The following is a 19924-nucleotide window of genomic DNA, read 5'->3' as shown; positions in this document are numbered from 1 at the left end:
TTGAAAAGGCGCTTTTTAACTCTAAAAACTAGCTCAAAAATACGGAACTAAACTGTTTTAGGCGTATATCCTTTGATACTAAAAAACCTTTTTTGAGAAACTAAAAAGCCTCCCAACACAAAGAATGAGATCAATGCTACTTGCTTCATTAGCTCCGGGAGATATTGTAATGTCTCTACCGGAAGAACAGCAGTCAATTTTTCCACATGAGTAAAATCAAAAGGATACACATAAGTCAAGGCTGCTATAGAAGCCAAACGGATCAGCTCAGAAACGATACCTGAAGTTTTTAATTCGAAGATGGCACCTATATTCCAAAGAGTCCAAAGAACATAAAAACCTAAAGCGCACATTTCAAACAGAGGTAATTCCTTTTTGAACTCTATATAAACCATAGAAGCGCCAAGCCCAAAGAAGAATTGAGTGATTGAATACGCTAACAATGTATAAGGAATGTGTGTATTAAATTTTTGATACGTAGAACGATTGATCTCCGGAGGAACCACTGATTCTCCCAGATCTTTCGGCTTCCAGCCTGGAGGTTTGATCCAAACTAAAAATTTATCCTTCCAACTTTTGGTCTGCCAAGAAAGAAGGAACAGCTCTTCGAAATAATGGAACTGTGTCCAAACGGGACTCCAGGTCTGCATAGGTTTTACGATCCCAAAGATAGGCTCTTCTTCTTCCTCTTTGTAAGATCCGAACATTCTGTCCCAAATCGCAAATGTTCCTGCATAATTCTTATCTATATACTTAGGATCTCTTCCGTGGTGAACTCTATGCTGAGAAGGAGTATTAAAGACCCATTCAAAAATTCCTAACTTAGGGATCGCTCTAGTATGGAGCCAGAATTGGTATGCAAAATTGATTTGGATACAAAGAAGGAACATGATAGGTGGAAATCCTATCAATGCTAAAGGAAGATAAAAAGGGAGGGAAAATGTATTTTGAGTAACCCCTTGTCTTAAAGCCACAGTAAAATTATAATCTTCACTTTGGTGATGAGGCACATGGGAAGCCCAGAAGATATTGATCTCGTGTCCGAATCTATGATACCAATAATAGAAGAAGTCCGCTAGAACGAAACAAAACACCCAACCTATCCAGGAGTCGTTTGAAATATTCAATATTCCAAATTTTGCATATACCCAGGAATACACAGCCATCAATCCGAGAGTGATAAACACCGTAAAGATCTGCATGAAAATCCCAGCCGAAAGGTTATTGATAGAGTCTTTAAAACGATAGAACGGTTTGTTGCCAAACACGGAATAAAGTAGTTCTACAACTATCAAAACGAAAAATACGGGAGTAATCAGTTCAATTATATTCTTTTCCATCTCTATTACCGAGTTTCGACTATCTCTGTAGCGATCATTCGGTCAAGAAAAAGAACCGAGGCGGTTTTTGAATTCCGCCTCAGATGGAGCTATTAGATAACAGATGTTATTTTATCTTCCCGGAAAAGGGAAGGAGATTAGAAGAATAAGCTTACGGAGAAGGTCATAGACCAGATATATCCGCCGTAATTGTAGCTTGGATTCCTTTCCGTAGGGAAAGTTTTATTGATCTCCACACTTTTCAACTGTTGATTTGTAATGGCTAAATCAAATATTACCGGGTTTTTCAATCTATCTTTCAAGAACGCGAAGTTCCTTCCGTTGAAGATATAAGATACCCCGATGGAGTAGATCATACGATCATTATCCATCCAGTTGTTTTCTCCGGAATAATGAGGAACAGGAGAAGGTCTTTTCCCGATACCCCCTCTGAACTTCAAGAAAGGACGGAAAGCATACTCCGCTCCCAAACGAACGTTCGTGGTATCATTGAAATTCAGAGGCTCGGAATATTTTTCCTTAATCCTGGAAAGTTTATATAAACTCCAGATCTCTCTGTTCACATCTACGTTTAATAAAAGTTTTTCTGTAGGCCTGAATCCAATACCGTAAGACCAAACTCTCGGGTTGTACTGATCCAACAAAGCCAGATCGAAATCCAATTGGATCCCTAAAAGAGTAGTCTGTGCACGAGCAGGAATCGGGTCCGCAGACAAATATGTTTCTCTCTTATACGAAACCCCAGCGCTCCATTTTCCATAAGTGAATTGGAGTCCGTAAGTCGGATTGATGATCGGTTTTAAAGTTAAGACTACTTGTGAGTTCGCCTGTACAGGATCCGGAGAGATCGGAACATCTTTTAATAAGATCGCACCGGAACCGCCAGCAAGTGCAGTGATACCGACCCCTGCGAAAAGACGATCCTTCCAAAGTTCCACACCGACCCCGGCCATAATGGTAGGACGTTCATTACTTTTTCCTGATTGAAGGTATCTAGGAACAGTAGGGTTTTGATCGTTCACCACCATTAGATTTCCGGAAGCAGGAACGATAGCATTCAATCCGAAACGAATGGTTCTACCTATATCGAAAATTTCGTTTAGGTTCATCGTAAAACCCAAACCAACATAACTATCGTCAGGGTTCTTAGTGTTCTCGTTCTTAGGAGCGTTGTTCTTTAATGTAGGATTCGCGTAAGTCCCTAAGAAGGACACTTCATGATAAGGACGGTTCGGGCGGAGAAGAGGTTGGTAAGTGAACATTCCCTTTCCCATATTGGCAAAGCCGTCTCTGAAATTAAACCAAGCTCTTTTGTACCATTTAGCAGGTGCTCCACCTTCCTCGGTTTGAGGTTCGGTATTGAGCAAAGGACCTTCTTGAGGAATAGGATTTCCATTTGCGTCCTTAGGAGCTTCTCCACTAGCCGCTGCTTCTTTCTCTTTTTCCTTTTGTTCCCATTGAGCTATGAACAAATCCGCTTCATTCAATCTTCCCAAACCGGCAACATTGTAGAAAACCGCAGATGAGTTATTGACAGTAGCAGTGACTGCACCCGCCATTCCCGCTGCACCCGCGTGAGCACCATAAATATCCCCGTAACTACCGGCAGTCAATTCCGAGGTGCCGACTCCTAATATCCCCAGAACTGCGAGGATAATCCTCGACCCGGAGATAATTTTTTGACTAGAAACTCTGTTTCGCATTTTCCTTCCTGCTTTGAACCAATTCCTTAGCTTACCCTAACCCATCTAGAATTGGCTGATCTCTTTATTACACATCAGTTATTTTTTAAAAATTTTCCGTATCTTAGCGGAAAGCCCAAAATTGTCCACCAAAATCAAAAAAAGAGCCTTTAGTCGTTTTTATGCATAAAATAGAGAAAATAAACAATATTCAAAGATAAATGTCTATTATTGTAAAAGAATGAACGCTACATATATTTTTAGGTTTTGAAGAAGGAGCTTAAATAGTGCTTAAGGGCCTAAAACTGGCTTAGAAGATCGGGTCTTTTCAAAATATATGGAAATGATGTCAGCATAACGTAAATATCCCAAATATTTTCCATTCTCTTCCACAGGAATCTTATCCATCCCAGTATCCAAAAGGGTTTTGAAGGTAGTGGCCAGGTTTGTTCGGACAGAAATCGGCTGAATCGATGTATCAGTCACTTCTTTCACAAGGATAAGGTTCTGAGTGAGGTTTCTTCCTTCTAAAAATAAGCGACTTGTACGCAGAGAAATCATTCCGAAATATTTTCCATTCTCCTCCAAGACGATATAGTCGCTTGCATTGATCTTCAGCGCTTCTTCTTCTAACTGAGAGAGAAGGGTAGAAGTTTTGACCTCTGCAATATTTCTAAGTTTGCTCTTGATATCTTGGATGATGATCCCTTCTAACAAGTCTCTATTCATATCCCAATCATGAGCGGGAGATTGAAAGCGGGTGTTCTTCTGACTTTTATATAAATTAAGTTTATGAGAAAGAACAAAAGTGATAATTGAAACAATCATTAAAGGCGGAAGAAGGGAATAACTTCCTATGATCTCACAAATCATCACCATTCCTGCAATCGGAGCACTCGCAATCCCTGCGTAAAACGCACCCATCCCGACCAGCACAAAAGAAGAAACGGACACCTGATAACCTAAAACTAATTTGGCAAATGTTCCTAACGCTCCTCCTAACATTCCGCCAATGAATAAAGAAGGACCGAACATTCCGGCAGATCCACCGCTCCCGATCGTAAATGAAGTGGTGATAATTTTCAAAAATGCGAGAAGTAAGAAGAAAAGGATGATCTGCAGATCTTGATCCAAATAAGGACCGTAATTCGGAAATTGAAAACTACCTTCTAACACATCTTGTAGAACGCCGGCTCCAGTCCCTAGAACTTCCGGTAAAAAATATCCGATAATTCCTACAGGAATTCCGCCTAACGCTGGCTTGATCCACATCGGAAATTTCCAAGACTTGGACCATTCTTGCATGAATTGAAATACCTTGATGAGAAAGGCCCCATTCAAATAACAAACGATCCCTAAAAACAAATAAAAGATGAGTTCCTTATACTCTATAAATCCGATCTCGGGAACTTTATAAACGGAACCGAATCCATTAAAGGAAGAATATGTTAAGAATGCAGTCACGGAAGAAATGATACAAGGAACCAAAGTATCACTTTCTATATCTTCTCTATACACCATCTCTACGGAGGTTAATGCTCCTCCTAAGGGAGCATGAAAAATAGCACCTAGACCGCCCGCAGTTCCGGCGAGTAATAATGTGCGCCTTGCTCTAGCACCTGCTTTAGTTATATTTGCAACTAAGGAACCAAATCCGGCTCCGATAAGGGAGATAGGGCCTTCCTTTCCTCCGCTCCCTCCGGAAGATAAAGTAAATACTGTAGCGATCGATTTGATCAAAGGAACTTTCGGATCTACCTTACCTTCTTTATTATGAAAAGAATCTATTAATGAATCCGTTCCGGTTCCTGCAGAGTCCGGAGAAAATTTCCAGATAATCCAACCGGCAATCAGTCCTCCCAAGATAGGAAGCACCAGAAGCGCCCATCTTCCCAAATAAATAGAAGCGATCGGCCCCAGGGAAACGTAGTATTCCCCACCGGAATGTGTATTATGTAAACCTGATATTGATTCTAAAGAAATATACTCTGCCCAGGCAAGCGCTCGGGAAAAAAGAAGAGCGCCCAAACCGGAAACGATCCCGGTAAGAACACAATATAGATATAAGGACCTTCTACCCTTAATCGTAAAATAAGATGAAATAGGTCTTTGTCGGAATTCGTCGAAGGCATTTCCGAACATAAAAATTCCTTAAAATGATTTGGAAACCGATATCTCCATGATCCGATTATGAGTATATGTATCCTGCCAACCGCCGATCATTCTATACAATCTAGGAAGGATCAATAAACCGATAAACACTGGTGCACCAGGAGAATCCAGAACGTTTCCAGAAGCAGTAGGTTTTAAAAAATAAGACTCCAGGGCGCTATTCTTTTCCATCGTAGTAGTTGCGTAATAATATCCAACCCCTGCAAGCAAAAGATCCAAGCCGATATAACCGAACATACTCTTGAGCCTATCTGAGCCGCCATAAACTGGAGATTTATAAGAGTTATAAAAAACGGAAGCAGCAGGTTGGACCAATGCCAAAGACTCACTCCAAAAATAATTCTTACGATACGGTTCGAATTTTGCGTCTTCCGAAACATCGGTATAATTCGTAAGCCCTCCGGTTAATTCTTTTTTAGTAACTTCTTCTTGTAGAAAATTCCTAAAAACTTTTTCGGCTCCCTTTTTGGAGGATTCTATTCGGATCAAACTCATCTTCTCTCTTTTTGCGAGTCCTAAAACGAATACATCCAACTGTAATGGAGAATACCATTTTGACGTATATCTAAATGCAAAACCTTTAGTGTTTTGGTTGGATAATACTCGATCGTAGGTCAATCGATTCAATGCGGAAAGAAGCCTTATATCATTCTCCCCAGGATCACCTTCTAATTCGAAAACTTCTCCGGCATACACGGAAGAGAAGCAAGACAAAAAGAAAAATACGAATAAGGTCTTTAAGATTTTATATTGAAAACTTTTTTGCATGTTCATCAAGAGATCCGATCTCCAAGTAGAAATCCGGCTAAAAGCATAGATGCATTATAAGTGATATGTGCAGTCACAGGCACCCATATATTACCGGTTTTTAAATAAGAAATTCCGAACGAAAGTCCTACAAAGATAAGAAGGATCGGAGCCACGTAAGATCCTCCGTTAAAATGTACCACTCCAAAAATAACGGAAGTGATAATGAGCCCAATAGATCCTAAGTTTTTTTCTTCAAAGTACTTCAGCAAAAATCCCCTAAAGAAAAATTCCTCAAAAATTCCAGCTCCGAATGCGATTGCAAGCAAGGTCCATCCTAATAATTTCCAATTTAAGAAAAGATTTTTAGTAAGAATGATCTCTAGATAATTGGATTGGGGTTTGCCTATGATAAAAAAGATCAGGCTACTAGCTACATTCACAAAACAGAATGTAGCAAATCCGGTTGCGATACCCGCGAGTATATCTCTGCCGCTTGCCGAGTCAGTGAATTCTGCAGTTTCTATTCTAGCGATCTTTCGAATAAAAAAGTAAGAAGGAACCAAAAAGCATAGCCCCCAGATGATCCTATCCAAGGACAATAACCAAGGACGTTTTGTGACTACAAATTCGGTATATTCTCTAACAGCTTTTTCGGCAGAAGCAGGTTCGTTCCAAACTACCTCGGAAGGTACAGTGTTTACTACTTCTTTTGCCTTTGTAAAATTTTGTTTGGAAGCCTTTAAAGATAAGGTGCTCTCTACTTGGAATCGAGTGACCTTCATATAGGAATACATACCGATAAACAGTACGAAAACCTGGATCAGGCCCATGAGTAGAACATCTCTGCCGGGTGCGAGTTTTTGATCTTCCTTTTCTAAATCCATTCCAAAGGGCCCTTCCAATCATTTATGGGGGATTTTTTGCGTCATTGTTTTTTTATAATCTGCCGAGTATAGAAAAGATATGCCTTCCTTCAAAAGACATCTCCTAATTTTAATATCCGCACTCATACTAATCTCATTAAACGAGGTCCACGCGGTTTACGATCGCCTTCCCTTAAAAAGTTTAGAATATTCGGATACAAAGATCATCCGAGTCAGAGAAGAAATAAAATATAACCTTCAAATTTCAGTTTCCAACTTGGACCAAAAAGATTTGGTTCATCTTAGATTCCTTGTCTACAAAGTTGGACCCAAGGATACTTTTTTTAAGATCATGGCCAGGACCGGAATGGACTTGGACACTCTCTCCTCCGTAAACGAATTGGCATCTCCCCAAGACATCTATCCTGGTATGGAACTTTTGATCCCGAATATGAGAGGAGTTTACGACTCGGAAGAACATTCTCCCGACGAGTCTGCACGCAAAAAAGTCGCGGCACGTTTTCGGATCTCTTCCAAATTCTTATACTATGATGACCTCAGAAAATCCTGGTTCGTTCCAGGAAGAGGATTACCTAAAGAAGAGAAAAACTTTTTTTACGGATTAGTATTCTCCGATCCATTAGCGGAAGAAGGAAGACTGAGTTCCAAGTTTGGAAGAAGAAAGGACCCTTTTACTAAAAAGGATACCTTTCACGGGGGGATCGATCTTGCAGCTGAGGAAGGAACTCCTGTATTTGCATCAGCAGATGGAGAAGTTTCTTTTTCGGGAACAAGAGGTGGTTATGGGAGCCTAATTGTTCTAAAACATGGATTGGGTTATGAAACCAAGTACGGACATTTAAGCAAATTGTTAGTAGCACCCGGCACAAAGGTCAAAAAAGGACAATTGATCGGAGAAGTCGGAATGAGCGGCAGAGCCACCGGATTTCATTTACATTTTGAAGTATTAAGAAATAGTTTGAGACAGAGACCCATTTTTAAGGGTCATGTCTAATGTTCCATCGATCTCTTTCTAATCCAGCCGTTCGAATACTTATTCCTTTTATTTCCCTATTCCTAATTTTTGGGACCTTTATTCTTTTCGGTTGGACAAAGATTGATCCGACGGATTACGATCCGGACGATATTATCCGCCAAGAAGAAAGAGATATATTATTTATCTCTAATGTAGTAAACGAAAAATCTCCTATAGAAAAACCTTTCGGTCTTGCAGTTGATTCTAAGGGAGCTATTTATACAGGTTCTTCCGATGGAAATATTTATAAGATCAAAACTGACGGACAAACGGAACTATTCGCTAAAACTTCAGGAAGAGTATTAGGGATCGTATTCGACGGAAAGGAAAATCTAGTCGCCTGTGTTTCCGGACTAGGACTTGCATTTTATGATCCCAAAGGAAATGAAAATGTGCTTCTTAGAGAGGATTCCGAAGGAAATCCATTAATCAATCTGTACGGCCTGGATATCGGATCCGACGGAACTGTTTATTTTACAGAAGTTAGTCGAAAGTTTTCTTACGAAGATTCTTATTTGGAAGAATTAGAGTCCAGACCTAACGGTAGAATTCTTTCGTATGATCCAAGGACCCAAGAGGTTAAAACGGTATTAGAAGATCTGTATCATCCTACAGGGATCAGTTTATCTTCTTCCGAAGACTTTTTGGTTTTTGGAGAGAAATATAGACACCGTGTTTCTCGTTTTTGGTTAAAAGGAAAGAAAGAGGGGAAGGACCAGTTCCTCATCACACATCTTCCAGGAAGCCCTGCACTGATCAGTTCAGATTCTCAAAGAAATTTTTGGATCGCCTTGTCTTCACCTAGACATATCGCAATCGATAAGATACAAAATTTTCCTATCTTGAAAAGGGGAATTGCTGCACTTCCATTCTTCTTTAAACCGATTGAGGGAGAACTAGCTTATATTCTTTCTATGAATGAGGAAGGAGACATTAGTCTTTCTTTAATGGATAATACTTCTGATAAATTGGGATCCATTACTTCGGCTTTGCAATACGGATCAGGGATTTTACTCGCAGGGTTTTCCACCCAAAAAGTTTGGAAATGGAAATTTGAAACTCTGGAAATGTTTTTCTAAACAAAAAGCGCCCCGATTGGAGCGCTCTTTCAAAGTGAAAACTACATCGATGGAGATTACATCGCCCCGAGCAATTCCCTGAACTTATCCAAGGAGTATCGAGCAGCAAAGTCTCCGAATCTTTCATTCGGATTTCCTTCCTTCTTCCAAACTTCGAATGCTTTCTCTAGTTGAACAGGAATGTCTGCAAAAGGAACTTTTTTAGCAACGTAGTCGCCCACTTTTGTTCCCTCCGGATTTCCCCCGAAAAATAAGGAATATTTTCCGCCAGCCTGTTGCCCGACGATACCTATTTCCGCGGAATAAGGTCTCGCGCAACCGTTAGGACATCCAGTCATTCTCACGATAGGAGCTCTATCGTTCAGATCCAGTTTATCGATCACTTTTTGAATGGATTCCAGTAGTTGAGGAAAAGTTCTTTCGGATTCAGTCAACGCTAAACCGCAAGTAGGAAGTGCAGGACAAGCAAGTGCACGATCATACAAAGGTTTAGGAGAAGCAGGATTAATATTATATTCTTTTAATTTAGCTTCTAACTTCTCTTTATCCTCTTTTTTGATTCCCATCAAAACCAAGTCCTGATCTGCAGTTACCTGCACATTCAGTTTAAAGGTGGAAATGATATCTTTTAAAGCAGTCTTTAACGGTTTCTCAGGGAAGTCTTTGATCCTTCCTGAAAGAGTATGGAATCCTAATGCAAGAGTTCCGTCGGCTCTTTCCGTCCAACCCAGGTAGTTTGGAGTTTCCCATTTAGGAAGTTTACGATCGATATCGAATTTTGTGCCGGATCTGCGTTCTACTTCGGAGCGGAACCATTCCACACCCTTCTCCGCTAAAACATATTTCAGACGAGCATGTTTACGATTTGTACGATCTCCGAAATCTCTATGAGAAGTTACAATACCCTCTGCAACTGAGATCAGATCTTTTTTAGGGATCCAACCGAGCAAATCAGCAGCTCTAGGATACGTCTCGGCCTTATTGTGAGTCATTCCGAGTCCACCGCCTGCGAAAGCGAAATAACCGTCTATCTTGCCATTCGCATCTAAAGTACCCGCGAATCCCATATCGTTAGTGTAAATATCGACTGAGTTATTTCCGGCAAGAGTAACCGCTATCTTGAACTTTCTTGGAAGATAAGTAGTTCCATAAATAGGATCAGGCTCATCTTCTTTATTAAGTTGGCTTTCACCTAACCATAATTCGGCGTAAGCATTACTCTTATATTTAAAATGATCGGATAATAATTGGGCGATCGGGTCTAATTGGCTAAGCTCTTTGTTTCCCCAAGGATTTAAAGCTTGAGTTACGTTACGCACCACGTCCCCACACGCTCCCATGGTAGAAAGATTGACCTTATGGACTGCCTGCATGATCGGTTTCAGATCTTTGAGAAGGATCGTATGCATTTGGATGGACTGTCTAGTAGTTAAACGTAAAGCACCACCGCCGAATTTATCAGCCAGATCGTCCCAAACCATATATTGATCAGAAGTAAGTCTTCCACCTGGGATCCTTCCTCGGATCATAAAAGAGGTCGGATTCTCTATAAATTCTCCCGCATCGTCCTTTCTACGGTCCCTGTCCTTTTGCTGGTACATTCCGTGGAACTTGATCAATTGTTTGTCGTCTTCCTCGAAACCATCTGCACCTGTTTCAATAGCAGTACCGATCTTTCCCCTTAGTCCCCTAGAGGCGGTTTTAATATGCTCGACTTCGCTAAGTTCTTTTTGTTCTGACATCGATCGTATTCGTCCTTTTGGATTAGCTTCCTATGATTTCGTATCCGTGGAGAGATATTTTTCCTTAAACTCTCCGAGCAAAAATTTGAGAGCCGCTTTTCTTTTTTCGGGATCTCCCAGTTTACTTTTAGTTAAATTACGGATTTCTAATAAATTTTCCAATTCCTGGTCGTGATCCTTAGGAAGGACCTCTTCAAGAATAGTGCGGATGGTGCCCGCAAGCCCGGCAAACCCTCCCTGGGTGGAAACCGCCACACGGATCGGTCCCCTATCAAAATATGCAGAAGAATAAAAATCGCAAAGAGAAGGATCGTCCGCACAATTGATCCAGATCTTTTTTTGCTTTGCGTATTCCACCAAGTCACGATTTGTCTGTCTATCGTTTGTGGCAGAATACACTAGATCGAAACCGTCCAGATCGGAAACATTGACTTCTCTTGTTTCTATCTTTGTATCCTTAATGGAAGAAAGTAAATTGGCAGTTTCCGATTTGAATTCTTTAGAGATAACTGTGAGTGCACAGCCGGTATCTTTTAAATGTTGTAGTTTTTCAAGGGCGACATTTCCTCCGCCCACTACTAACACCTTTTTATTTTCTAATTTTATAAAAACAGGAAGAAGTTTATTCATACTTCTTCTCCTTGAGAAGCAAATCCTTGAAAGTCTAGCTCAGGATTTTCTCCGATCAGATGAACAACAGGCCCGATATAAATAATCCCAGGTCCTGAACTTTGTTTGGATAGACCTTCTTCTATAATTCTACCCAAACTTGTTACGGTTGTCTTTTGATTTTTTAAACTCGCGTTCTCGACGAGAGCTACTGGGACAAGAGAAGAAGCTCCGTTATCGACCAAATTTTTTGAGATCTGCACAATGGAGGAGGTCCCCATAAACAGAGCGATCGTACCTTTGAATTCCGCAAACCATTTCCAATCAGTGTCTTCTTGCAAAACCGTATGGCCATCCATGATCAGAACCTGTCTGGATAATCCTCTATGAGTTAAAGGAAAACCTGCACCGGAAGATCCAGCACTCAATGCGCTCACACCTGGAATGATCTCGTACGGAATTTTATGTTTTCTTAAAGTGAGTAATTCTTCTCCGCCTCTGCCAAATACGAAAGGATCCCCTCCTTTCAAACGTACCACAGTTTTACCTTGGAGAGAATATCGAACGATCAGTTCTTGGATCTCTTCTTGGGTTGCGGAATGTTGTCCTGCCCGTTTACCAACATAATGAACGACGGAAGAAGAAGGAAAATATTCTAAAAAGGAAGAATCTAATAAAGCGTCGTACAGAATTACTTCCGCTTTTTCTAATATTCTCAGGGCCTTTAAGGTCATAAGTTCCGGGTTTCCGGGACCTGCGCCCACCAAATATACTTTTCCCACTTCGGTATTCATCAAATTAGATCAGTAAGCTCCTACGATCATCCCGGCGCCTACAGTATTGTTCGTGCCTTCGTCCACTAAAACGAAACTTCCTGTTCCACGATTTTCAGAATAACTGTCGAATGCGATCGGTTTCGCAGTTCTGATCTTGATCCTTCCGATCTCATTCAAAGCAAGTTGAGAAGACCCTAATTTTTCGTGAGTTTGGATATCTATCCTGAAGGAAATTTCCTTAACTGCGGATTTTACGGAACCTGTGGTTTGTCTTAAAAGATATTTATTTCCAGGAACTAATGATTTGGCATCCATCCAACAAAGTTCCGCTTCAATATCCTGGGAGACAACCGGTTGGTGTTTATCGGTTACGATCATATCGCCGCGACTAATATCTATCTCGTCTTCCAGAAGAATAGTAACAGACATAGGAGCAAAAGCTTCTTCTACTTCTCTTTCATAAGTGAGAATAGATTTGATCTTAGAGCGCAATCCGCTCGGAAGAACTGCAATATCATCTCCCTTTTTGAAAACACCGCTTCTTACTTGGCCAGCATAACCTCTGTAATCATGATGTTCTTCCGTTTGAGGACGGATCACATATTGAACCGGAAATCTAGGCTCGTGTTTGGTTTCATCTACTTCGATCTCTAGATCTTCTAAATAACCTAGAAGAGTTTTACCTTTCCACCAAGTCATATTCGGAGAAGCATCTACAACATTATCCCCATTCAGAGCGGAAATCGGTATAAACTCCAACCCCTTAAAATCTAGATCCGAGGCGAAGTTTTTATAGTCTTCTACGATCTCTTCAAAACGTTCTTTGGAAAAATCCACTAAGTCCATCTTATTCACGCAGATAACTACATGAGGGATTTTTAATAGAGAAGCAATATAAGAATGTCTGTAAGTTTGTTCGATCACACCCTTACGAGAATCGATCAGAATGATCGCAAGCTCTGAGTTAGAAGCTCCAGTCACCATGTTTCGAGTGTATTGGATATGTCCCGGCGCATCCGCGATAATAAATTTTCTTTTAGGAGTAGAGAAATATTTATAGGCCACATCGATTGTGATCCCTTGTTCTCTTTCTGCTTTTAGTCCGTCTGTAAGAAGAGCTAAATTGATCTGACCATTTACCTGGCCAGTTTTTTCAATCGCTTCCAACTGGTCTTGGAATACTGATTTGCTATCGTACAAAAGACGACCAATCAACGTGGATTTTCCGTCGTCTACACTTCCTGCAGTAATGAAACGTAATAAGTCCATCAGAAGTAACCGCCTCTTTTACGTTCTTCCATCGCAGCTTCGGAACGTTTATCGTCCAATCTTGATCCTCTTTCCGTAGTTCTCGAAGTTTGGATCTCACGAATAATATCATCTAAAGAATTCGCTTCCGATTCAACCGCTGCAGTACAGGTCATGTCACCAACAGTCCTGAAGCGGACAGTTTTCTCTTCTACCTTGTCGGAAGAATCTAAGGTTACGAATTCTGAAACAGGGAATACTACATTCTCTCTCCAGACAATTTGTCTTCTATGAGAAAAATATAATGAAGGAAGCGGGATATTTTCTGATTTAATATATTCCCAAACATCCAGTTCGGTCCAGTTACTAATCGGGAAAACTCTTACGTTCTCTCCTACATGGATCTTTCCGTTATAAATATTCCAAAGTTCTGGTCTTTGTAGTTTAGGATCCCAGCTTCCGAATTCATCACGAACGGAGAATACTCTTTCTTTAGCGCGTGCTTTTTCTTCGTCCCTTCTCGCTCCGCCTATACATGCGTCGAATTTGAATTCTTCGATCGTATCTAATAATGTTACCGTTTGGATCGCGTTCCTGCTTGGGAATTTCCCTTTTTCTTCCACAGCCTTTCCTTGGTCTATGGAATCCTGAACGTATCTAACGATCAGTTTTTCTCCGATACGGTTCGCAAGATCATCACGAAATTGTAATGCTTCCGGAAAGTTATGGCCTGTATCAATATGTACTAAAGGAAATGGGAATTTTCCGGGACGGAATGCTTTCAGCGCGAGATGGACCAAAGTGATCGAGTCCTTCCCCCCTGAAAATAAAAGCGCAGGTCTCTCGAATTGAGCGGCGACTTCCCTAAGTATATAAATGGATTCCGCCTCTAGTTGTTGGAGATGCGACAATCGAGTTCTAGTCGTCATACTTCTGATCCTTTTTTTCTTACCAGTTTTCCATCCACCCAATGCAATCCGCATTCTTTCGTGGATTCATTCTCCCACCACCAACGGCCGGCTCTGAAATCTTCGCCTGCCATAACAGCTCTTGTACAAGGAGCGCATCCGATACTAGGATAACCTTTATCATGGAGAGGATTGTACGGAATATGTTTGTCTTGGACGTATTGTTGCACATTCTCCCAAGACCAATCCAAAATAGGATGGAATTTCAAAATATCCCTTCCCGTATCCAACTCCACTTTGGTTAAATTTTCTCTGGAACCGGATTGATCGTTACGAATTCCGGTGATCCAAATTTTTGCTCCCTCTAAAGCTCTGTTCAAAGGGACAACTTTGCGAATATGACAACATTCTTTTCTATTTTCTATAGAATCGTAGAAGGAATCGGGCCCCTTCTCATTGATCAGATCTTCTACCGCTTGTGCATCCGGGAAGAATGTTTGGATCCTTTTGCCGTACATTCCGTTAGTACGTTTATGAAGTTCATAAGTTTCAGTGAACAATCTGCCAGTATCCAGTGTGAAGATACGAATGTCCAAATTCTGGGAATAAATTGCGTGAGTGATTACTTGATCTTCCAGACCGAAGCTAGTCGAGAACACCGCTTGTCCTGGAAATTCCTGGGAAATTTTCGCCAAAGAATCTTCTAAGCTCAGACCTTTTAATTTTGCTTCCAGATCGGATGGATTCATCGAAATCGAACCTTTTTATATTAGACATACCCGAATTAGGCTGACCAATATAATGTACCAAAGTTTTATATATTGGATTATTTGTAAAGTATAGTTGATACTATATTACAAGGTTCCCTTTGGAGCCGGTACAGAATAGAGAATTTTTGTAGAATGTAGAAATTCTCCGATTTACTTCGAGAATCTTAAATCTCTGCCGAATTTACTGATCACTTAAAAATGATACTTTCAGTTATGTCGCGAAATTTATGAATGCATGTAACGAATCTGATTAAGCTCGAATTGTAAGATAAAATAATTTGCAGAAAGTTGGAGTAAACAAGAACGAACAAGGTTACTAATGATGCGCAACCTTCTTGCATTTCATCTATTCAATTATAAGAAGAGTTCATTCAAAAACCGATCTAAGCATTTTCATATACTCACTGTATACTCTTTCAAAAAATATAACCATCTATATGCAAAGAACGTCTAACTCCTCGTATTCGATCGAGATCGGATCGTTCAATTTTTTTATTGGATTCGTTCTATTTAAACTTCAGAAGAATGAATTAAAATTGATCTTAATCACAACTGAACATCGGTCTAATATTCATTTTTTATAACTTTCTTTTTAGTCGTTGAGAGGGTATGATATACTAGGTGTAATTGACGAATTACATATCCTTAGGAATTTTGGATAAAGATGGGAACTATAAATAAAAAAAATATACTAGAGCTATTCTCCCGTTACTCCGTCTGGGTTCTGCCCGCAGTAATACTAATTTCGGACATCATTGCCAGGGACGAAATATTACCTACATTCAAACCCTTGCAGTGGGCGTTCTATCTTCTCTCATTCATCTATTCAATAATTCTATATTCTGCTGCGATCATTCTTCTTAGAACATTATACCAACAGAAATCTAAGGTGGCATACTATATAGTATTCTCTCTGATCTTATCTTTTTATGTCGGAACACTATTGGGCTCGTACGGGTACTATGCATATACCGGGATCATGCCTAACTTCTTCGTGTTCTCTTTTATATTCCATGAGCCATTGAACAGTTGGACAATCGTAGAAGGTGGGTTTACTAAATCATCTTTGATTTTTGGCCTTCTCGCCTTTATTATATTAGGTGTTTCTTTATGGTTCACTACAATTAAAGAGCCTTTAAAATACAGATTCCAAACGACTGTACGAGTCGGAGTAGTGATCGTATTCTTAGCGATCAGTGGATTCTTACACAACAATACTAGATTTAACGACCAAGTATACGTTTCTGATACAAATACGATCGCATTTGTTTGGAGAAACCTATACAATCACCTAACAGGGGATAGTTTAGGATCTGCAGGATTACAATCCAGGAACAAACCTAGGCTTCCTCAACTTGGTTCCAATCCCGGGGTCAATGTTCTATTCGTAGTAACGGAAAGTTTGCGAAAGGGAAGTTTAGGAGTTTACGGTTACGAAAGAAACACAACTCCTTTCATGTCTAAATTTGCTCAAACAGCGGATCGAAGCCAATACTTCTTATTCAAAAAAGCGTATTCAAATTCCAGTTCTACACTTTTGTCTTTTCCGAGTATATTAACCGGTGTTTCTCCTTCTCAGCCTGTTCCAATGACACATACTTATCCTTTGTTCTGGGAGTATGGAAAATCGGCAGGACTTTCTACATTCTATATCACTAGCCATAACTTGCAGTGGAATAACTTCGAAGGATTTTTCAAAAACTCAGGGATCGATTTCCTTTGGGATAAAGAAAAAAGCGGCTTAAAAGTATTCAATGATATCGGGATCGATGATAGAGAAACCGTGAAAGAATTCAAAAGATATCTTTCCGGATTTAAAAGCTCAGGCAAAAGGTTCGCGGGAGTTTTGCACTTCAACACGAATCATTTCCCATACATAGTGCCTGAAGAATCCAAGTTCTTCGCAGTAGATTCCGTCCCGGACCAATATGATAACTCTGTTCGCCATATGGACAGTCTTTTGGAAGAAGTGTATGCCTATCTCAAAAAAGAGGGTTTCTTAGAGAATACCGTAGTGATCTTCACTTCAGATCATGGAGAATCTCTTTTCGAACACGATTACCTAGGACATATAGATAGCAACTACGTGGAAACTGTTGCCATTCCTATGTTGGTATATATCCCGAATTCTTTAAAGGAATCGGTAAATTTACAAGCTATCCGTAGAAACACGGACAAACCTGTGGCAAATACTGATCTGATCCCAACATTCATAGATATTTTAAATCTAGAAAACAATCCTGCGATCAAAAGGTATTCAGCAAATCTGGAAGGTAAATCTTTACTCAAAGATATTTACGGAGATCGTAGGATCATCATTACCAATAATAACGAGATTTCTTTGTACAAAGTCGGGATCAGTTATATAAAGGGAAATTATCATTATATAATGAATCTGAACTCTAATCCTTCCAAAGAACGTCTGTTCGATCTTTCTAAAGATCCGAAAGAATTAAAAGATCTTTGGGCAGAAGCAAACGAAGAGAATAAGATCCATTTTAGAGAAGTAGTAAAAGACTGCGGAGTCTGTGTGGAATTATTCACATCCCAAGGTTTGCCTTACGAAGCATCGCAAGCAGATCTGGAAACAGCGAGAAATTCTTTAAAAACCGCAGCGTTCTGATCAAACCTTAGAACTTTTAGAAGAAGATTGAAATTCTTTCCAGAACTTATCCAATTCTTCTTTGTTTTCAGGTTTAGTATGCCAACGTCTATGAAGCCAGAAATAATCTGCAGGATGTTTGTACACTTCCTCCTCTAAACGTTTTACCCATTTATAAGTAAATTCTCTCTCCCATAGTTCCGGGTCCTTTCTAGGATCCAGATCAGGTCTTTCGAATTCTTCTACATGAAAATATAATTTTCCAGTCTTATCGTACCAACTGCTGCAAAATAAGATCGGTACATCCGTCATTCTGGAGAATGTTGCGGGGCCTAAGAAAGTCGAAGCCATATTTCCTAAAAAAGGAAAGAAGGACCCGGTCTTGCCTGCGTCCTGATCCGAGATAAAAGCGACTAACTTTCCCTGCTTTAACAAGGTTAGCGCTTTTCTAGGACTTTCATCCGTGTAGACTAATTTAATTCTTTGAGAGGCTCTATTCCTTTCAATCCATGCGTTGGACCAAGGATTAGATTGTCTTTTCGCAAATACATACAGGTCATTTTTAGGAGCGGTGTAACAGATAGAGACTCCCATTGTTTCCCAGTTTCCCAAATGACCCAAAACTAAGATCCCCCCTTTCTCAAATAGGCGAGTATGAGTTTCTTTATCCGGCAAGAAGGTCACCCATTTATCTATGAACTTTCTGCTCATTCTAGGTTCCTCACAGAACTCATTGGCCATATGAGAAAGATTTCTGAGGTTATGAAGAATGTATTCTTGTATCTCTGATTCCGACTTTTGAGGGAAAGCGGTTCGTATATGTCTTTCGATCCTCTTTTTTGTGGCGCCTGTCGTTTTGGCCAGGAACCGAATGATATAGAATAGGATCTTTCCCCTAAGAACATAAGGGAAGATAGAAAGAGTACCTACCAGTATTCTCGCGAATATGTACTGCAGGAATTTTTTGACTTTTTGTCTCTCGCTTCTTGGTTTAGGATTCGCCATAACATCGATCCCGCATTTAAAAACAGATCCGAAGGCACCCCGACGGACTTCCAAATTTTAGGACCTTCTCCGAATCTAAAAATAAAAAAAACGAATCGATTGAATACTTAAAAAGAAAAAGAAACCATGGTCGGGTCTAATTTCTCAGGACTTTGTCCGACAGAATAAAAAGGACGATATATGCCCTTCCAATTTTTAACAAATAGAGTCGCAAGACCCAAAAGAACTTCCGGGACCTTAGTTTTCATTCTTTTCTCATCTATGTTCTTGCTCTCGAGCGGGAACCAATTCGCTGCTCCTAAAACCAACGGTTTTAAATTTCCCCAAGACCATTTTTTTCATAAGGGATATAGAGTAGAATGGTGTTATTTCATAGGTATCTTGGATACGGAAGAAGGTAAAGAATTAGGATATGAATTGAGCTTCTTCCGAGCTTACCTTGGACCTAAAGTTGCATTGTATCCTGTTCATTTCGCAATCTCGGATCTTGAAGACGAAAAACATAAGTTCTCCCAAACCATCGAAAGAGAATTAGGTGGAGTCGCAGGCCAAGACAAGACCAACTTATGGAGTGGGGATTATCGTATGGAAGTTACAGGCCCCGCAGATTTTAGGATCTCCGCTTTTCCAAGAACAGATTCAGGTTTTGGTCTAGAATTGGAACTAAGCACTAAATCCAAAAATATTCTTATCCACGGAAAAAACGGAAAATCATTTAAGAGCAGAAAGAACCCTAAATTTTTCTCCTATTATTACAGCATTCCTCGTTTAGAAACCAAGGGTTCTCTTTATCTGGAAGGAAAAGAATATCATGTCAAATCGGGCACAAGTTGGATGGACCATGAATGGAGTAGCCCAGAAGGAACCGAGGCTGCGTTCGATCTTTCCTCCAAGGACATTTCCTGGGATTGGATCTGTATCCAAATGGAAGATGGTTCCGATATCATGGCTTTCAATTTTAAGAACAGATCAGGAGATGTCGAAACTTTCGGGACTTATCGTTCTCCGGACGGAAAAGTAATAACTTTAGAAAATGAAAACGATCTGAAATTTGTTCCGGAAGATAAGACCTGGAAAAGCGATCAAACTGGGAATTCCTACAAATTACGATGGAAATTAATTTCCGAAAGATTTAACTTGAATATCTCGCCCAAATTTGAGGAGCAGGAGTTCGACGCAAGATCCAGCACTGGACTAATTTATTGGGAAGGCGCAGTCAAAGTCGGCGGAGAAGTAGAAGGAAAATCCGTAAAAGGAAAAGGTTACCTAGAACTAAAACCTTTCCGTTAATTGCCGATTCCGGCAGGAGAAAAAACCTTTATCCCTGGTAAACGGTATGGAA

The 19924-nt window shown here is 40.2% G+C and carries 16 protein-coding genes; 4 read left to right on the top strand and 12 right to left on the bottom strand.

The features are described 5' to 3' along the window. Positions 1-47: 47 nt before the first annotated feature. From CH352_RS09245 to CH352_RS09225, 5 genes are all read right to left on the bottom strand, one after another. A complete protein-coding gene (locus CH352_RS09245) occupies positions 48-1340 on the bottom strand; it encodes a sterol desaturase family protein (RefSeq protein WP_100705003.1) in 1293 nt (430 codons plus the stop codon). A gap of 137 nt (positions 1341-1477) precedes the next feature. Continuing rightward, on the bottom strand, positions 1478-3043 hold the full coding sequence (locus CH352_RS09240; RefSeq protein ID WP_100705002.1) for an OmpP1/FadL family transporter: 1566 nt from the start codon (positions 3041-3043) through the stop codon (positions 1478-1480). Positions 3044-3313: 270 nt separating this feature from the next. Beyond that, the gene (locus CH352_RS09235; protein WP_100705001.1) at positions 3314-5164 is read right to left on the bottom strand and encodes a chloride channel protein; all 1851 of its coding nucleotides are present in this window, start codon (positions 5162-5164) and stop codon (positions 3314-3316) included. 9 nt (positions 5165-5173) lie between these two features. Beyond that, positions 5174-5968, bottom strand: coding sequence for a hypothetical protein (locus tag CH352_RS09230; protein ID WP_100705000.1), 795 nt, complete (start codon positions 5966-5968; stop codon positions 5174-5176). Continuing rightward, on the bottom strand, positions 5968-6828 hold the full coding sequence (locus CH352_RS09225) for a CPBP family intramembrane glutamic endopeptidase (protein WP_100704999.1): 861 nt from the start codon (positions 6826-6828) through the stop codon (positions 5968-5970). Before CH352_RS09225 ends, CH352_RS09230 begins: the two co-directional genes overlap by 1 nt. Before the next feature lie 79 nt (positions 6829-6907). On the opposite strand from CH352_RS09225, the gene CH352_RS09220 reads away from it, so the two are divergent. Continuing rightward, a complete protein-coding gene (locus CH352_RS09220; protein ID WP_100704998.1) occupies positions 6908-7822 on the top strand; it encodes a peptidoglycan DD-metalloendopeptidase family protein in 915 nt (304 codons plus the stop codon). After that, positions 7822-8922: an SMP-30/gluconolactonase/LRE family protein gene (locus CH352_RS09215; protein ID WP_100704997.1), complete on the top strand. Its 1101-nt coding sequence runs from the start codon at positions 7822-7824 to the stop codon at positions 8920-8922. The genes CH352_RS09220 and CH352_RS09215 overlap by 1 nt, the downstream gene beginning before the upstream one ends. A gap of 56 nt (positions 8923-8978) precedes the next feature. Here CH352_RS09215 and CH352_RS09210 read toward each other — a convergent pair whose 3' ends face one another. From CH352_RS09210 to CH352_RS09185, 6 genes are read right to left on the bottom strand one after another with little or no spacing between them, the layout of a single operon-like run. After that, positions 8979-10664: an NADPH-dependent assimilatory sulfite reductase hemoprotein subunit gene (locus CH352_RS09210; protein WP_100704996.1), complete on the bottom strand. Its 1686-nt coding sequence runs from the start codon at positions 10662-10664 to the stop codon at positions 8979-8981. 30 nt (positions 10665-10694) lie between these two features. Then, positions 10695-11294, bottom strand: a complete 600-nt coding sequence (locus CH352_RS09205; RefSeq protein ID WP_100704995.1) for a precorrin-2 dehydrogenase/sirohydrochlorin ferrochelatase family protein — start codon at positions 11292-11294, stop codon at positions 10695-10697. Further along, positions 11291-12067: a uroporphyrinogen-III C-methyltransferase gene (cobA, locus tag CH352_RS09200; protein WP_100704994.1), complete on the bottom strand. Its 777-nt coding sequence runs from the start codon at positions 12065-12067 to the stop codon at positions 11291-11293. The genes CH352_RS09205 and cobA overlap by 4 nt, the downstream gene beginning before the upstream one ends. 9 nt (positions 12068-12076) lie before the next feature. Beyond that, the gene (locus CH352_RS09195; RefSeq protein WP_100704993.1) at positions 12077-13318 is read right to left on the bottom strand and encodes a sulfate adenylyltransferase subunit 1; all 1242 of its coding nucleotides are present in this window, start codon (positions 13316-13318) and stop codon (positions 12077-12079) included. Beyond that, complete coding sequence (cysD, locus tag CH352_RS09190) at positions 13318-14226, bottom strand: sulfate adenylyltransferase subunit CysD (protein WP_100704992.1); 909 nt, start codon at positions 14224-14226, stop codon at positions 13318-13320. Before cysD ends, CH352_RS09195 begins: the two co-directional genes overlap by 1 nt. Then, positions 14223-14954 carry a phosphoadenylyl-sulfate reductase gene (locus tag CH352_RS09185; RefSeq protein ID WP_100704991.1) on the bottom strand — a complete coding sequence of 244 codons (732 nt, stop codon included), beginning with the start codon at positions 14952-14954 and terminating at the stop codon, positions 14223-14225. Before CH352_RS09185 ends, cysD begins: the two co-directional genes overlap by 4 nt. Positions 14955-15639: 685 nt before the next feature. Between CH352_RS09185 and CH352_RS09180 the strand changes: the two genes are divergently transcribed. Beyond that, a complete protein-coding gene (locus tag CH352_RS09180) occupies positions 15640-17598 on the top strand; it encodes a phosphoethanolamine transferase (protein WP_100704990.1) in 1959 nt (652 codons plus the stop codon). Here CH352_RS09180 and CH352_RS09175 read toward each other — a convergent pair whose 3' ends face one another. Further along, positions 17599-18582, bottom strand: coding sequence for a lysophospholipid acyltransferase family protein (locus CH352_RS09175; RefSeq protein WP_100705288.1), 984 nt, complete (start codon positions 18580-18582; stop codon positions 17599-17601). 180 nt (positions 18583-18762) lie between these two features. Between CH352_RS09175 and CH352_RS09170 the strand changes: the two genes are divergently transcribed. Further along, on the top strand, positions 18763-19872 hold the full coding sequence (locus tag CH352_RS09170; RefSeq protein ID WP_100704989.1) for a lipocalin-like domain-containing protein: 1110 nt from the start codon (positions 18763-18765) through the stop codon (positions 19870-19872). Positions 19873-19924 lie beyond the last annotated feature (52 nt).

Source organism: Leptospira hartskeerlii (assembly GCF_002811475.1).
Lineage (GTDB): Bacteria > Spirochaetota > Leptospiria > Leptospirales > Leptospiraceae > Leptospira_B > Leptospira_B hartskeerlii.
Note: the sequence above shows the minus strand (reverse complement) of the source record. Positions and strands in the feature narration are given on the sequence as shown.

Excerpts from the sequence above, each read along its gene's own strand:
- CH352_RS09245 (WP_100705003.1), bottom strand. The coding sequence starts at position 1,340 with ATGGAAAAGAATATAATTGAACTGATTACTCCCGTATTTTTCGTTTTG.
- CH352_RS09240 (WP_100705002.1), bottom strand. The coding sequence starts at position 3,043 with ATGCGAAACAGAGTTTCTAGTCAAAAAATTATCTCCGGGTCGAGGATT.
- CH352_RS09235 (WP_100705001.1), bottom strand. The coding sequence starts at position 5,164 with ATGTTCGGAAATGCCTTCGACGAATTCCGACAAAGACCTATTTCATCT.
- CH352_RS09230 (WP_100705000.1), bottom strand. The coding sequence starts at position 5,968 with ATGAACATGCAAAAAAGTTTTCAATATAAAATCTTAAAGACCTTATTC.
- CH352_RS09225 (WP_100704999.1), bottom strand. The coding sequence starts at position 6,828 with ATGGATTTAGAAAAGGAAGATCAAAAACTCGCACCCGGCAGAGATGTT.
- CH352_RS09220 (WP_100704998.1), top strand. The coding sequence starts at position 6,908 with ATGCCTTCCTTCAAAAGACATCTCCTAATTTTAATATCCGCACTCATA.
- CH352_RS09215 (WP_100704997.1), top strand. The coding sequence starts at position 7,822 with ATGTTCCATCGATCTCTTTCTAATCCAGCCGTTCGAATACTTATTCCT.
- CH352_RS09210 (WP_100704996.1), bottom strand. The coding sequence starts at position 10,664 with ATGTCAGAACAAAAAGAACTTAGCGAAGTCGAGCATATTAAAACCGCC.
- CH352_RS09205 (WP_100704995.1), bottom strand. The coding sequence starts at position 11,294 with ATGAATAAACTTCTTCCTGTTTTTATAAAATTAGAAAATAAAAAGGTG.
- cobA (WP_100704994.1), bottom strand. The coding sequence starts at position 12,067 with ATGAATACCGAAGTGGGAAAAGTATATTTGGTGGGCGCAGGTCCCGGA.
- CH352_RS09195 (WP_100704993.1), bottom strand. The coding sequence starts at position 13,318 with ATGGACTTATTACGTTTCATTACTGCAGGAAGTGTAGACGACGGAAAA.
- cysD (WP_100704992.1), bottom strand. The coding sequence starts at position 14,226 with ATGACGACTAGAACTCGATTGTCGCATCTCCAACAACTAGAGGCGGAA.
- CH352_RS09185 (WP_100704991.1), bottom strand. The coding sequence starts at position 14,954 with ATGAATCCATCCGATCTGGAAGCAAAATTAAAAGGTCTGAGCTTAGAA.
- CH352_RS09180 (WP_100704990.1), top strand. The coding sequence starts at position 15,640 with ATGGGAACTATAAATAAAAAAAATATACTAGAGCTATTCTCCCGTTAC.
- CH352_RS09175 (WP_100705288.1), bottom strand. The coding sequence starts at position 18,582 with ATGGCGAATCCTAAACCAAGAAGCGAGAGACAAAAAGTCAAAAAATTC.
- CH352_RS09170 (WP_100704989.1), top strand. The coding sequence starts at position 18,763 with ATGCCCTTCCAATTTTTAACAAATAGAGTCGCAAGACCCAAAAGAACT.